General features: G+C 44.4%; 12 protein-coding genes. 9 read left to right on the forward strand and 3 right to left on the reverse strand.

Features of this window, described 5'->3' with window-relative positions; genetic code table 11:
• Positions 1 to 8: 8 nt before the first annotated feature.
• The 4 genes from KTO58_RS13800 to KTO58_RS13815 are packed head-to-tail and all read left to right on the forward strand — an operon-like array spanning position 9 to position 4224.
• Positions 9 to 455, forward strand: coding sequence for a protein-disulfide reductase DsbD N-terminal domain-containing protein (locus KTO58_RS13800; protein WP_095838812.1), 447 nt, complete (start codon positions 9 to 11; stop codon positions 453 to 455).
• Between the two features lie 18 nt (positions 456 to 473).
• Positions 474 to 1247, forward strand: a complete 774-nt coding sequence (locus KTO58_RS13805) for a DUF1223 domain-containing protein (protein WP_095838811.1) — start codon at positions 474 to 476, stop codon at positions 1245 to 1247.
• A gap of 34 nt (positions 1248 to 1281) precedes the next feature.
• Positions 1282 to 2979: a protein-disulfide reductase DsbD family protein gene (locus KTO58_RS13810; protein ID WP_225859740.1), complete on the forward strand. Its 1698-nt coding sequence runs from the start codon at positions 1282 to 1284 to the stop codon at positions 2977 to 2979.
• Positions 2980 to 2994: 15 nt separating this feature from the next.
• On the forward strand, positions 2995 to 4224 hold the full coding sequence (locus tag KTO58_RS13815; RefSeq protein ID WP_095838810.1) for a peroxiredoxin family protein: 1230 nt from the start codon (positions 2995 to 2997) through the stop codon (positions 4222 to 4224).
• Between the two features lie 85 nt (positions 4225 to 4309).
• On the opposite strand, the gene KTO58_RS13820 is transcribed toward KTO58_RS13815, so the two are convergent.
• A complete protein-coding gene (locus tag KTO58_RS13820) occupies positions 4310 to 4546 on the reverse strand; it encodes a hypothetical protein (RefSeq protein WP_157752969.1) in 237 nt (78 codons plus the stop codon).
• A gap of 194 nt (positions 4547 to 4740) precedes the next feature.
• Between KTO58_RS13820 and KTO58_RS13825 the strand changes: the two genes are divergently transcribed.
• Together KTO58_RS13825 and KTO58_RS13830 are read left to right on the forward strand one after the other, a co-directional pair.
• Positions 4741 to 6723: a sensor histidine kinase gene (locus KTO58_RS13825; protein ID WP_198315256.1), complete on the forward strand. Its 1983-nt coding sequence runs from the start codon at positions 4741 to 4743 to the stop codon at positions 6721 to 6723.
• Positions 6724 to 6739: 16 nt separating this feature from the next.
• Positions 6740 to 7423: a response regulator gene (locus tag KTO58_RS13830; protein ID WP_198315255.1), complete on the forward strand. Its 684-nt coding sequence runs from the start codon at positions 6740 to 6742 to the stop codon at positions 7421 to 7423.
• Positions 7424 to 7496: 73 nt separating this feature from the next.
• Here the strand turns inward: KTO58_RS13830 and KTO58_RS13835 are convergent, their stop codons facing one another.
• Entirely contained in the window at positions 7497 to 7874 is a 378-nt protein-coding gene (locus KTO58_RS13835) for a hypothetical protein (protein ID WP_095838808.1), read from the reverse strand.
• Positions 7875 to 8288: 414 nt separating this feature from the next.
• Between KTO58_RS13835 and KTO58_RS13840 the strand changes: the two genes are divergently transcribed.
• From KTO58_RS13840 to KTO58_RS13850, 3 genes are all read left to right on the forward strand, one after another.
• Positions 8289 to 8582, forward strand: coding sequence for a hypothetical protein (locus tag KTO58_RS13840; protein WP_095838807.1), 294 nt, complete (start codon positions 8289 to 8291; stop codon positions 8580 to 8582).
• A 418-nt stretch (positions 8583 to 9000) separates the two neighbouring features.
• Positions 9001 to 11496 (forward strand): YfhO family protein, encoded by a 2496-nt coding sequence (locus tag KTO58_RS13845; protein WP_095838806.1) that lies wholly within the window; start codon positions 9001 to 9003, stop codon positions 11494 to 11496.
• A gap of 177 nt (positions 11497 to 11673) precedes the next feature.
• The gene (locus tag KTO58_RS13850) at positions 11674 to 12213 is read left to right on the forward strand and encodes a GNAT family N-acetyltransferase (protein WP_095838805.1); all 540 of its coding nucleotides are present in this window, start codon (positions 11674 to 11676) and stop codon (positions 12211 to 12213) included.
• 19 nt (positions 12214 to 12232) lie between these two features.
• On the opposite strand, the gene KTO58_RS13855 is transcribed toward KTO58_RS13850, so the two are convergent.
• A complete protein-coding gene (locus KTO58_RS13855) occupies positions 12233 to 14698 on the reverse strand; it encodes a TonB-dependent receptor (RefSeq protein ID WP_198315254.1) in 2466 nt (821 codons plus the stop codon).
• Between the last annotated feature and the right edge of the window lie 55 nt (positions 14699 to 14753).

The raw sequence follows: 14753 nt of genomic DNA on the forward strand, positions 1-14753 counted from the left end.
AAGAAGACATGAAAAAGTTACTTATCTGTTCTCTGATCCTGCTGGCAGCCTTATCTGCCAGCAGCCAGATACTCAAGCCGGTCAAGTGGAGTTATGCAGCCCGAAAGACCAGTGCTACTACGGCAACCTTGTATTTCAAAGCCACCATTGAAAAAGGATGGCACATATATTCCAGTCAGGTAGCAGCAGGCGGACCTATCAAAACATCTTTTACCCTTACCCCTTCTGCCGCATTTGAGCTGGCGGGGGGCATCGCCGAGCCTACGCCACTTAAAAAGTTTGAAGAAGCCTTCAATATGCCGGTCACCTACTTTGAGAAAAGTGTTGTATTTGAGCAGCGGTTATCACTGAAGGTACCTACCACCATTATACAAGGGTCGCTTGAATATATGGTTTGTAGCGACCGCCAATGTTTACCACCGGAGACCGTGAAGTTCTCTATTCCTATTAAATGACCATTAAAGATCCAGACAATGAATACGAAACCAGTCTTACTGCTATTTGCAGCATTAATAATAGTACTTACGGCCACCGCCGCCTATATCGACATGAAACGTACCCCTGCTATCGGCGGCAAACAACTGGCAGACAGTACCCAGGGATTTGCGGTAGTGGAGTTATTCACTTCCGAAGGTTGTTCCAGCTGTCCTCCTGCCGATGCGCTGATGGAAAGAATAGAAAAGGAAAACAAGAATAAACAGATATACATCCTTGCTTTTCATGTGGACTACTGGGATCACCAGGGATGGAAAGACCCCTTCAGTAATCCTGCCTATACGGCGCGTCAGCAACGTTATGCAGAATGGTTGCGGCTTGGCTCCCTGTATACGCCCCAGGTGGTGATAAACGGTGCAACCGAGTATGTGGGAAGCGATCAACAGCTGATACTTCGTGCCATCGCAGCCGGTTTATCCAAGCCAGGTATGGGACAGCTGTCATTGAATACTCAGGTACAGGGCAGTAAATTACAGGTCGGCTATCAAGCTCCCGGACAGGATAAAAAAGAAGAGCTGGTGCTGGCAGTAGTTCGCAAAAACGGAGCCAGCGATGTAGAGGCAGGAGAAAATACAGGGAGACACCTGTCGCATGTACAAATCGTTCAGCAGTTGCAGGTAGTTCCTGCCGGCAACCATGAGGTGACTTTTACGCTACCATCCGATTTCAGGCAATACCAGTGGGAAGTGATAGGTTTTCTTCAGCATAAAGGGAATGGCCTCATCACCCGCGCCGCCAGATCCCCACTCTGACAATTCCTCAATAAGTATATAAAAGGCCATTAACATGAACAGATATATCAACAGAAGAATAAAACATTGCGTCCTGCTATTCTTCCTGTTAGTCATCGTAACACCCGCCGTGTCTGCATTTTCCGGGGCAGACACGGTATTCAGGCAGGAACTTACATTTACCGATATTCCGGATACCACTGTTATTGCAGACACCATTACCAGTCAACAGCCCCTATTGTCCGCTGCCCCTGCTACCACTCAACCAGCCAGCGTAACTCCGGAAACAGTACCTACCTTAAGCCTGGTTACCATTTTCATATCCGGATTTATCGGCGGGCTGGCAGCGTTGCTACTACCCTGTATATTTCCGATGTTGCCACTGACCGTCGGCTTTTTCACCAAACGGCACCAGGACAGGAAAAAAGGCATCCGGGATGCGGTGATATACGGATTGTCGATCATACTGATCTATGTAGGATTAGGTATGCTGATCACCGTTCTTTTTGGTGCCGATGCATTGAATACCCTCTCTACAAACGGCGTATTTAATTTCCTGTTCTTCCTGTTGCTGGTTGTATTTGCAGCCTCCTTCTTCGGGGCATTTGAGATAGAGCTGCCTTATAAGTGGGTGAATAAAGCAGAAAGTAACACTAGTAGAAAAGGCTTTACAGGCATATTCTTTATGGCGGCTGCTTTGTCCCTGGTATCCTTCAGTTGTACGGGACCTATCATAGGTACATTATTAGTTCAGGCTGCCACTTCTGGAGCCAGGTCAGGTCCTGCTGCAGGCATGTTAGGATTTTCTATCGCCCTGGCGTTTCCGTTTGTATTATTCGCGCTATTCCCATCCTGGTTAAAAAGCCTGCCTAAATCCGGCGGCTGGCTTAACAGTGTCAAAGTATGCCTTGGTTTTGTGGAACTGGGATTTTCTCTTAAGTTCCTGAGTAACGTCGATCTGACCTATCACTGGCATTTATTTGACCGCGAAGTATTCCTGGTACTTTGGATCGTACTGGCCGCACTACTGGGGTTGTACCTGTTGGGCAAACTACGGTTCACCCATGACAGTCCGGTAGACCATGTCTCCGTACCCAGGTTATTCCTGGCTATCCTTGTGTTTTCTTTCTCATTATTTATGGTTCCGGGCTTATGGGGCGCTCCTTTGAAATCGATCTCCGCCTTCCTGCCACCACAGGCCAGCCAGGATTTCGATCTCTATACACCTACCCTGCGGACTGCCAGCAAGAGTACTACCAGCCTGCCAGCTGACGTGACTACCAGGAGATATGAAAATCTCTTTGATAGCCCCTTGGGATTACGGCCATTCTTTGACTATGAAGAAGGGGTAGCCTATGCCCGGAAAGTGCATAAACCTGTCATCATCGACTTCACCGGTCATGCCTGTGTAAACTGCCGTAAGATGGAGGCAGCCGTATGGCCGGACCCTAACGTGTTAGGGTTACTCAGCAACGATTATGTATTGATCCAACTATATGTAGACGACAAGACAATGTTGCCGGTGGAGGAGCAATATATCAGCCCATTCAGCAACCGGAAGATCACCACTATCGGAGCGCTCAACAGCGACATACAAGCCTCCCGGTTCAATACCAACGCACAACCGTTTTATGTATTGCTGCATCCGGATACAGAGCAACCGTTAGTCTCGCCACAAGGTGCAGATTACCATCCGACCTCCTACGCCGGGTATCTGAGTACAGGACTACAGGCATTCAAAAAATTAAAATAGTCAGAAGTAACCGTTATGAAAAGAAAGTATCACTTATTAATTATAGGACTGTTATTGTTTTCTTCCCATTTATTTGCACAACAACAGATCACGAACGGTCGCTGGCATGCGCTCCTGCATCGGAAGGATGGCCACCAGATCCCTTTTGAGGCAGATATACGAAAGGATCACGCCGGCAAGATAATCCTGGACATTCTGAACAGGGAGGAACGTATCAGTACCTATGTACAACGTACCGGAGACTCGCTGACTATCCGCATGCCCGTGTTTGAGTCCTGGTTTAAACTGAAGATCGTCAGTACCGATAGCATCGAAGGGGTATGGGTAAGCCACGGAGATAGCAATTATACCGTTCTTCCTGTCACTATTAAATACGGAAGCAGGCGTTTTCCTGCTGCGGCTACCGCCTCCACCCTGCCGATCACCGGCAAATGGCGTATTGAATTCACCCGGCAGAATCAGACCAAACGACCAGCCATTGGAGCGTTCAAACAGCGAGGTGACCGGCTCAGCGGATCTGTCTTAACACCTTCGGGCGACTATCGTTATCTGGACGGCGTAGTATCGGGAGATTCCCTGTTGCTATCTACCTTCGACGGTGCGCATGCATTTTTACTGACAGCCGCTATCTACCAGGATCGCCTCCAGGGTACCTTCTATGCGGGAGCTACCGCCAAAGAAACATGGTCCGCTGTAAGAGATGAACAGGCGACGTTACCACGCGTAAAGACCACGATAAAAGAAGGAGATCAGCTACTCCTTAACTTTCATTTCAGGGATATAGATGGGCAGCCATTGTCGTTACAGGACGAGCGATACAAAAATAAAGTCATTGTCTTGCAGCTAATGGGGTCCTGGTGTCCTAACTGTATGGATGAGACGGCATTCCTGAGTAAATACTACCGTCAGCATAAGGAGCAGGGGCTGGAGATCATCGCCCTGGGATATGAGCTTAGCACCGATAGCGTAAGGTCTGTAGCAAGTCTGCAGCAGTTCAGGAAGCAATTCCAGGTAGCTTATGCGATGGTGAATACCGGTGTTACCGCCAGCGATCCGCTACGTACGGCAAAAACATTTCCTCAGCTCTCAGAGATCAAGGTTTTTCCAACCACTATTATACTGGACCGTAATGGTATCGTACAAGATGTCAGTGCCGGTTTTTGGGGTCCCGGAGCTCCCGCTTATCACCAGCAATATATCTCTCATTTTGAGGAGACGATCCAACGTTTATTATCGCCACGGTAATCCTATTTGATAAAATAACTAAAGGCGTTTCACCGGAGCGGGTACTATACCCATCTCCGGTGAAGTTGTGCCAACAATTGTGCAATCAGTTACTGCAGGGATTGCCTATTACCCAGTTGCGGTTATTGGCATCCAGACAGCCACAAACAGCTCTGCTCGTGCACGTTCCGGAGAAGAAGTAGCCGGAAAAAGGATCAAAACCGGAGCAAGGGGTATTCACCCTGCAGGTTGCGGCACGATTTCCTGCCTGGCTACCGCCACCGGCAATACTTTTCATTTCTTCTCTGGAAAGGCAATAAGCGGATAACATACTTGTTTTCATGATATTGGATTATAAGGGTTAAGATGCTGATAGTACGGTGAATGAGACGATAACTCCAATCATTGACAAAGCGAAAATGACACAATTGTTTGCGGTAAACAATACTCAATTTGGAGTAGGCGGCATTCCGAAAAAACAAACAGATAATAGTTACATTTGGGAGGAACCTGTCCCACTAAATGGTCCCCATCGCTATGAAATGTTTGTTGCTTCTCATCATATGCCTGATGCCCCTCGTTCGCTTACAGGGTCAAACCCCGCTACTTGACAGCCTGAAAAAAAATGTAGTAACTGCGGCATCTGAAACCGCACAATTATCTTCTCTCGTAGCGATATGTGAGCAATACGAGAACATGCCCCGTGATAGCATCAGGCAATATTTACGCTTGCTATCCATTCATGCAGCTCACCAACCACTGCTGAGGTATAAAATAGCTGCAGCTATCTGTACTGCGCATGCACTATTCAGATGGGATGAGGTAGACAGCTGCGAAGCTATTATTAAAAAGATACGTCCACTGTTAACTGTAAAGGATAGTAATACCCGTGCAGCTTATTTCCAGTTATCAGCGCTCAATGCAGGTTGCTCATTGGTACGTGCTGACTACCGGTCGGCTATGGCACAGCTTATTACCATCCTAAAAGAGGCTACTATATATCATGACTCTTTAGCCTTGGCCATCAACCTGAATACGTTGGGAGTGATGGCTTATAATCGCGACAGGCTACCTGATGCCATCGACAGATCTCTTCAAGGACTGGCATTCTGCCATGAAGCTCCCAAATACGATAAGATAAAAGCAGCTTTATACACTAACTTGGCAAACAACTATGCCTGGATCGGCGGGGATAAAAATGATTCTGCCCAATACTATCTCGACAAGGCTATTATCCTCAGTAAAAAAACACAACACTTATCCTTTCTAGCCAATGCCTATGCGGTGCAGGCCAATCTTTACAAATGGACAGGCCAGCCAGCAAAAGCAGTTCAATATATGCAGCTGACGCTCTCCATCCGGAAAAAAACCGAAGGAGTATTGTCCGGCTTCTCCAACCTGCAGCTGGCATTGGGCAACCTGTATCTGAATGAAAAAATGTACTTAAAAGCGCTGGATGTTTTCAAGGCGCCGGTCGACAGTATGCTCGGTTTGATACGACGTGGAGATATTACTAACAGCAAGATCAACTATGAACTGCTGCAATATTTTTATGAGGGAATGGCCCGTAGTTATAAAGCGCTTAACGATCCGGCTCGATACGCAGCATCGCTTGCCACATTAGTGTCTGTTAAAGATAGTCTTTACAAACATAATAGTGCGAAAGCCATTGCTGAATTGGAGACACAATACCAGTTGCAACAAAAAGAAAACATTATCCGCCAGCAACACTGGGTTATTGTACAACGAAACTACGTACTGACCGGAGTGTTGCTGGTGGTGTTTTTGGGTGCATTTATCGTTTACCTGCTCTTCAGAGATAGCAGGCGCCGGCAAAAATATCGCCTACAGCAAATACAGGAGCAGGAACAACGGCAGGCCGCTGTAGCCGTCTTGGATGCTGCAGAAAAAGAGCGAAAAAGGATAGCTACCGATCTGCATGATAACCTGGGTGTATATGCAGCTTCCATTGCATCCAATGTCAGCCAGCTTTCACAACATGTTCCTTTTGCGCATGAGCACCTCCTTCAGCAACTTAAAAACAACTCCCATAATATGATACTGGAGCTAAACGACACGATATGGATATTAAAAAAAGAAAGACTTCGGTTAACCGCTATCAGCGACCGTATAAAGACGTTCCTGTTACGCCTTTCAACAAGCCATCCACATATAGACATGGAGGTGCAGGAAGATATAATGACTGACGTAGAGCTACCGGCCGCACACGCTTTCCACCTGTTCCAGATCGTTAAAGAAGCTATTACCAATACTATCAAACATAGCGGGGCAGATCAGCTGGTGATCGTCATAAGATCTGAAAACGACTGGGAAATGATTATTACAGATAATGGCTGCGGCTCTCTACTTACAGATAACTTGCAAACTGACGGCAATGGATTACGGCATATCCGGTCCCGTGCCAGTATATGTGGCTGGTATATACACTGGCAAAACACTAAGGGCACGAGGATACACATCTCGCCTACCCCAAACTGTGTATTTTTTGTTACTGAGTAACTCCTCACCTTTCCATATGCGTCATTCAAACGAACATCTTATCATAGCTTTTGCAGATGACAACGCTATCTGCATATCTACTTTCCTGCAAAAAGTACGTGAAATCAAAGGATGTAGCGTATTATTTACAGCGAACAGTGGGGCACAATGCCTGGAGGAATTAAAGGGATGCCCATTACAACAGTTGCCGGACATCATCTTTGTAGACCTGGAAATGCCACAACTCAGCGGAATACAGGTTATTGCCATTGCGCGCACCCTCTATCCCTCTATCCAGTTCATCGTACTCACCGTCTTTGAGGATGATGATAAGGTATTTGATGCTATCAAAGCGGGGGCAGTGGGATATCTGCTAAAACATGAGTCCGCGGCAGCGATCGCGGCTGCCATGAAGCAGGTAATGGAAGGAGGAGCTCCAATGAGCCCCGGTATTGCCCGGAAAGCGTTACAGTTACTTTCCAGGTCAACGATCGATACAGTTGAAAGTACTAACAGCGCAGGCATACCGGCCATCATCACCGCCAGGGAAAGAGAGGTATTACAACACCTGATCAAAGGTTGGGATGCCAAACGCATTGGAGTGGCCTTGGGGATCAGCACACTGACAGCCCGTAAACATATTAACAATATTTATAGCAAACTTCATATACGATCCAAAGCAGAAGTTATTAGCCTTGTACATCAACACAAATGGATATAACTGTTACGGTATTACATACAACAAGCCACCCCTGAAGAGTAGCTTGTTGTATGTAAATATCTGATCGTTGTTTTTACCTGTTACAATCAGCCGACCATGTTCTACCATCGCGGGTAAAACTAATAACCAGTTTATCTTTATTGATAGTAATCAATCCAGTTCCGGAAGAACCAATACTAACCATGGTATTGTCATCTTTCCGCTCGAATTGTACGTCAGTTAAAGCAGGAATGTTGTCAGAGAATTTAAAGTCATATCTTGTATCCACTTTCGTAACGAAGATACTTCCATTGTCCTGTTTAACGTTCTTTTCAGCATCAGTATATCCTATCTTTCCTCTAAAAGTCCCCGCGAAAATATCTGTATTAGCAGGATCAGTGTTTTTACTACAAGCGGCAAATAGAAAAACAGTAAGTAGCAGTAGGCTTAATGCTCTGAACATTGATTTCATAAAACTGGTTTTTGATTAACAAATAGTAATTACCCGTGAGACAAACAGCATACCAGAATTTTTTGATTCCGTTAACAGACACGTATATACTACACCATTGCGATATAGGTTGGCGCATTATAATTAGCTCAATATTAGCTATGCACAACTCATCCTTATGGAGCCAACGCAGCAGTTAATAAGGGTCATTATGATAATTTTCCACACTACAGTGAAATGTATGAAGAAAAAGCAGAAAGGGTTAAATATTGCCCTATAGCCTGTGCACCGATATCATTATTAACTACCACACCAATCAAGATGAAACTAATACTTATGCAGTAATACTCCAGCAAATAGGTATTCAAGCAGTAGCAATTCAATTAGATATTAGAAAGCGTTAATATTTATTACTTTTACGTATAAATCATTAAAATGAAATATTGTACATTTCAATATAGCGTACGTTATCATAACGGGCAGACAAAACAAGGAACAGCGCCTTACCGGGGCCAGGATATTGACGCAGCAAGCCTCCGCGACTTTGTAGTTAGTTATTTTGCAGGTACTTCCGGGCAATATGATGACATAACCGTTCAGGTACTAACGGAATACCAGAATGAAGAAAAATGGATCAATGCCATTATCGACCTCAAAGACTTCCGCCACTTGCAGCAGTTAAATGGATACGCCGGTGAGTTGATCCAGAAATATTTTGCCAGCAAATAACCTATCGGGGGCTAACTCGGAATCGGTCATAGGTTTCCTTTCTTACAGCTCATACGATGAACTACGCCGTAAACCTTCATCATATCAGGCAGCAACCCATCTTCTCCCAAGTCTTTCACAATAGCCGCCACCTATCCAAAGTTATGATTACAGTCCCCAAAAGCCTGTTAAGTGTGACGAATACTTCCGCAGTATTTATCGAATAACAATAATTAAATACTAAATAATGATAAATAAAGCAGTTTTTACTGCCTTATTAGGATATGGGGTGCTGTTAGCTTGTTTTATTTGTTATGGTTCTATTAATTAATAATAAACCAATTAATCAAGGCATATTTTCGAGTGTAGGGCATCGACTTTCGGGTTTGTTTATAGTATATTTGCTACTTATCCGTTATAAAAAGCAGATCATACAATTATGAAAAACAACCGGCTGAATGCTGTTTTGCCACACCTGGTCGTAGTAATCATTTTCCTGCTGATTGCTATTCTATACTGCAAACCCGTACTCGATGGGAAAGTACTGAGCCAGCACGATTCCATCCAATGGCAAGGAATGGCTCATGAAGCCTTACAATATAAGGAACAACATGGTATTCCACCATTATGGACTGTCAGCATGTTCGGCGGCATGCCCACCTACCAGATAGCCGTTGAGTCTCCTTATCACATTGGAGAAATTATCCCTAAGATATTATCCCTGGGCCTACCCATACCTATCAACTTCTTATTTCTGGCAGCCGTTGGCTTTTATCTTTTATGTATTGTCTTAAGAGTAAGACCATGGATTGCTTTTATAGGCGCCATCGCGTACGCCTATGCCAGCTATAACGTGATAATAATAGCAGCGGGGCACGATACTAAGATGCTGGCGATGTGCTACATGCCGGCGGTATTAGCCGGTGTACTACTGATACTACGGAAGAAGTATTTTTTGGGCACGGGGCTTACAGCGCTATTCATGATTTACCTGATAGGGGCCAACCACCTGCAGATCACCTATTATTTCTTTTTACTACTGGGCATGCTCGGTATCGCATATGCGGTATATTGTATCCGGGAAAAACAGGTTAAACACCTGCTGATCAGCGGAGCATTGATCGCTCTTGCCGCGATGCTGGGTGTCGCCAGCAACCTAATGCTGATGTGGACTACCTATGAGTATTCTCATGAAAGTATACGTGGAGGACAATCGGAGCTCTCGCCATTAGCAGAACAGAAGGGGCTTACTACAACAGGAGGTCTGGATAAAACCTATGCATTCCGCTACAGTGTGGGACAGCTGGAGACTTTCACCTTCCTTGTACCCAACCTGATGGGAAGCAGCGACGTAAAACTGACAACCTCTTCCAATACCTATAAAGAGCTTACTACGCTGGGTATCCCTCCAGTAGAAGCTGAACGTATGATCCAGCAATGGCCGATGTACTGGGGTAATCAGCCTTGGACATCTGCTACCTACCTCGGGGCAATTATTTGTTTTCTGGCGGTGCTTGGATTCATTTTAACTAAATCCTGGCACAGATGGTGGATACTGGCGATCACCATACTTTCGATATTGATGATGTGGGGCGATAATCTGGCGTCTTTCAACTATTTCCTCTTTGATCACCTACCTTTCTATAACAAATTCAGAGCGCCTTCTATTATTGTTGTATTACCTCAGCTAACATTTGCATTGCTGGCAGTAATGGGGCTCAATGAATTAATAACAGCCCAATCCGATAAAAAGGAACTGTTCAAAAATTTAAAACTCGCAGGTATGATCACCGGCGGCCTGTTGGTCCTGCTGCTGATCATGTCTACCAGCCTGTCTTTTACTAATATCTCCAATGACCCTGAACATCCAAGAGGGGATGATCGCTTCAAAGCGCAATTGGTACAAATGTCTCAGGGTAATACTACTGTGGTAGATACGATGATGCGTGCACTCAGGGAAGACCGTGCGTCATTGTACCGCTCCGATGTAATACGCTCAGCAGTGTTGGTCGGACTGGCATTTTTACTATTGTGGCTGTTCCTCAAAGGAAAGGTCAATGGTAAAGTGATGACGGGAGGACTGGCTGTTTTAGTGTTGTTTGACCTCCTACAGATCGATCGCCGCTTTGTGGATGATAGTAATTTTGTGGAGCAGAGCAACTATAGGGCGATGTTTCAGCCATCTCCTGCAGATCAGCAGATACTACAAGACAAAGATCCCTATTACCGGGTGTACAATCTGGCAGGCGATCCATTCAATGATGCGATGACTTCCTACTTCCATAAATCCATTGGTGGCTATCATGCAGCCAAGCTGCAATTATACCAGGATCTCATAGAACGCCAAATTGCTAAAAACAACATACAGGTATTAAACATGTTAAATACCAAGTATGTTATCCAGGCCGGACAAGACGGACAACCGGTAGCACAGCGTAATCCGGAAGCATTGGGTAACGCCTGGTTTGTTAAAGGTATCGTATGGGCAGCGAATGCCGACGCAGAAATGCAGACATTGGATCATATGAATACCCGGGATAGCGTAGTGATAGATCAACGCTTTAAATCCCAGGTAACTACCCAACCGGTATTCGACTCATCAGCGACCATTCAGCTGAAGAAAAATGACCTCAACAGTATCTCTTATACGGCCAGCTCCACTAAGCCTCAATTTGCGGTGTTCTCGGAGATCTACTATAAGGCTGGCTGGCATGCCTACATAGATGGTAAAGAGGTGCCTTATGCACGCGTAAACTATGCCCTGCGTGGTCTTATGGTCCCAGCCGGTAAACATGAAATAGCATTCCGCTTTGAACCCGCTTCTTATTACAAAGGGATCAAGATCTCCTTATTCAGCTATATCGCGACATTGCTTTTGATAGCAGCAGGCATTGGCATGGCCTTCCGACGTAAAAAAGAGCCGGTAACAGCATAAAATATCCGTAATCATATTTAAAAAGGCCGGAGAGATGATATCATCTCTCCGGCCTTTTTTTTGCAAATAGTTATCAGCACAAAAGTGGACTATCTACTTTTATTTATTTTGGACCATACATATCATCTTATCCGTATTTACCTTTGTATATCACCTATTCATTCAAACTGAGTACCAATGACATTTGACATACAACCGGTTTTAGAAAATGAGATCATCGCACTTTACCCTTTGGAGGAAGACGATTTTGAAGCACTATACACCGTTGCCGCAGATCCGAAGGTATGGGAACAACATCCTAATAAGGATCGTTGGAAAAGAGAGGTATTTCAGGTATTCTTTGAAGGGGCTATTAAAAGTAAAGGTGCTTTTAAAATAATAGATAAACTCACCGGCGAAGTAGCTGGCAGTACACGGTTTTATGACTATAACTCATCTGACAACAGCATCCTGATTGGATACACCTTCTATGCCACCCGATATTGGGGAAAAGGTATTAATCCGACGGTTAAAAAGCTAATGCTGGACTATATCTTCCAATTCGTCTCAACAGCCATTTTTCAAGTTGGTGCTGACAATATCCGTTCACAAATTGCAGTCGGTCGTCTGGGTGCCCGAAAAATAGCTGAACAGGAAATGACCTATTACGGAGAACCTCCCAAATTCAACTTCGTTTACGCACTATCAAAAGACGAATGGCAAAACAGACAGTTATAATACTGGTAAAGACAAGAAATTATTTACCACCGATCCGGCTTTCTTCACTCTGAATACCCGTCTTCCTCACCCGACTGCTTCCCATCTTGCCAAACTTATAGGTAAATGTCAGGTTGACCAGGCGGGTATCGAAAGTATTCGAGAAAGAAACATTAGCATGTGTGATCTCTATCGTACGTTTGACATTCCAGCTTTTGAAGATATCGCGGACCGTAAGGCTTATCATACCGTTATCCCCTAAGATCTTCTTTTGGGTGGCGAAGTGCACCTGCCATACAGGTTGCAATATAGCAGGACCTAATATCATACTACTCCGGTAAAAACCGCTGAGTTCCATTCCCCATCCCTTATTAAACCGGAATTGACTGCTTCCTGTCATTCGGACCGTTGTAAGATCCCTATCAAGATATCCATCCTTAAAGAATGCTCCTTTATAGTAAGTATTCATCAATTCCCCATACAAGTTGATCGTCCACCATTTATAAAGCGGCACCGTGCCATTAGCATTTATACCTATCCCTCTTACTTTGTCTATATTAACTGTTCCGCCGATAAAGGCCTTATCTACCTGCTCGTAGACCTGTGTAATATTATCCTGCGTCAGGTTGTAGACCAGCCCTAACCTGATCTTATCACCATAGCTGTAGGCTAGTTCAACATTAGACGAATATTCCGGTTGCAACACAGGATTACCGGTGATCGAAGTATATCTGTCATAGAAAAATATAGAAGGATTCAGGTCCTGGTAGGTTGGCCGAGTAATTCTTCTTCCGGCCGAAAAGGTCAGCTGCTGATCATGGATACTGTCCAGTTTGTAGGACACAAATAAGGTAGGGAACAGATCTGTATAGTTCAACCTGAAAGAGGAATCCCGCTTATTAACAAAATCATACCTGGATGCCCGGCCATAGGTATTCTCCACTCTCAGCCCTGCCTGTATGGAGACCCTGTTCAATTCTCTTCGCAAACTCAGGTAGAAAGCATTAATATTCTCTTTATACTCAAACCGGTTATTAAGACTTTCATTCGGAACTATCTCCTCCCCCCGTTTATTGAAGTAGATTCCTTCACTGTTCCTCCTGGAATAGGTAATCTGTGCCCCAGCGGACATTTTGATATCTCCCCATATGCGGCTGTCATAGTCGGTCCTGGCACTATAGATCTTCGCGGTAAAGGGTGTATTGGAGATCAACACATACCTGTTATCAAACGTATTATTCGAAAGGTAAGTATCGTTCTCCGACAGTTGATTGGTTTTATCTTTAAAATCAAGGTAGTCCAGCGAGAGATTCAGCTCTTGCTCAGGATTGTCAAATTGATTACGCAAGTACAGGCTTACCGCATTATTCCTAGCATTATCCGTCAGGTTGCTTTTTACATACATCGTAGAATCCGGTGTTCCGGGAACCTGGCTAAATACATTTTTGTAACTACCTCTCTCCTTATAGGGACTATAAAATCCACTATAGGCAATACCAATACTTGTCTGCGGACGGATATCATAATCAATCCCTATCTTATAATTGGTGCTTTTTTTACTGCTGGCTTCATAATAGTGCTGTGCTAACGTGTAATTATCTATTCCTCCCGGATAATCATACTTCCTGTCCCGGTAAGAATCAAAATAGTTATTCAATACGGAATAGCTGGCATTACCATAAATATTCACTTTATTATTCCTGTAATTAAAATTCAGGGAATTATTAGTCCTTGCATAGCTGCCTTGACCGTAACTAAGTGTAAGATTACTATTGAATCCCTTTGTTTTGATCTTTTTGGTCCTGATATTGATAATCCCCGCGGTTCCACTTGCGTCGTATTTTGCTGGCGGATTAGGCATGATCTCGATCTTGTCTATTGTACCAGCCGGGAAAGACTTTAAATAGTTGGACAGATCCTTTCCGGAAATATGTGCCGGCCTATCATCTACGAAGATCTTGACGCCTGCACGCCCTCTCAGGCTAATTCCACCTTCTTCAGAGACACTGATCCCAGGGGAATTTCCTAAGATATCCAGTGCATTGGCACCCGCATTGGCAATAAGTGTATTCACATTCACTACCTGTCGGTCCAGTTGCTGCTCAACCAGTGGCTTTTGTTCAGACTGTACAACCACCTCTTTGAGATTACGATTGTCACTAATCTCTAATGCTATTACCGGCAGTTCGACAATACGATGATATTGGTCAATGGTAATGGGAGGAGCACTATATTTTTTAAATACGAGATGACTGACCTCCAGCCCATATTCACCACTATCCAGCCCTACAAAAGAAAAATTACCTGTTTTATCACTGATCGTCGTACGATAAAACAGGGTATCTTTTTGCTTTTTAAGAAAGATGGTTGCGCCCTCGATATTTGCGGTCGTTCCTTGCTGGATAATATGTCCCGTTATAGTTCCTTGTACATTCGTTTGCGCGTGAGCATCTTTTGAAAGCCAAGTAAAAAATAGCAGGAAATATAATGGGGTCCATCTCATCATAGGGTATTCAATTGAAATACAATAATAAAGCATTATGAATTTATTTCCATTTGAC

It is taken from the genome of Chitinophaga pendula (assembly GCF_020386615.1).
Lineage (GTDB): Bacteria > Bacteroidota > Bacteroidia > Chitinophagales > Chitinophagaceae > Chitinophaga > Chitinophaga pendula.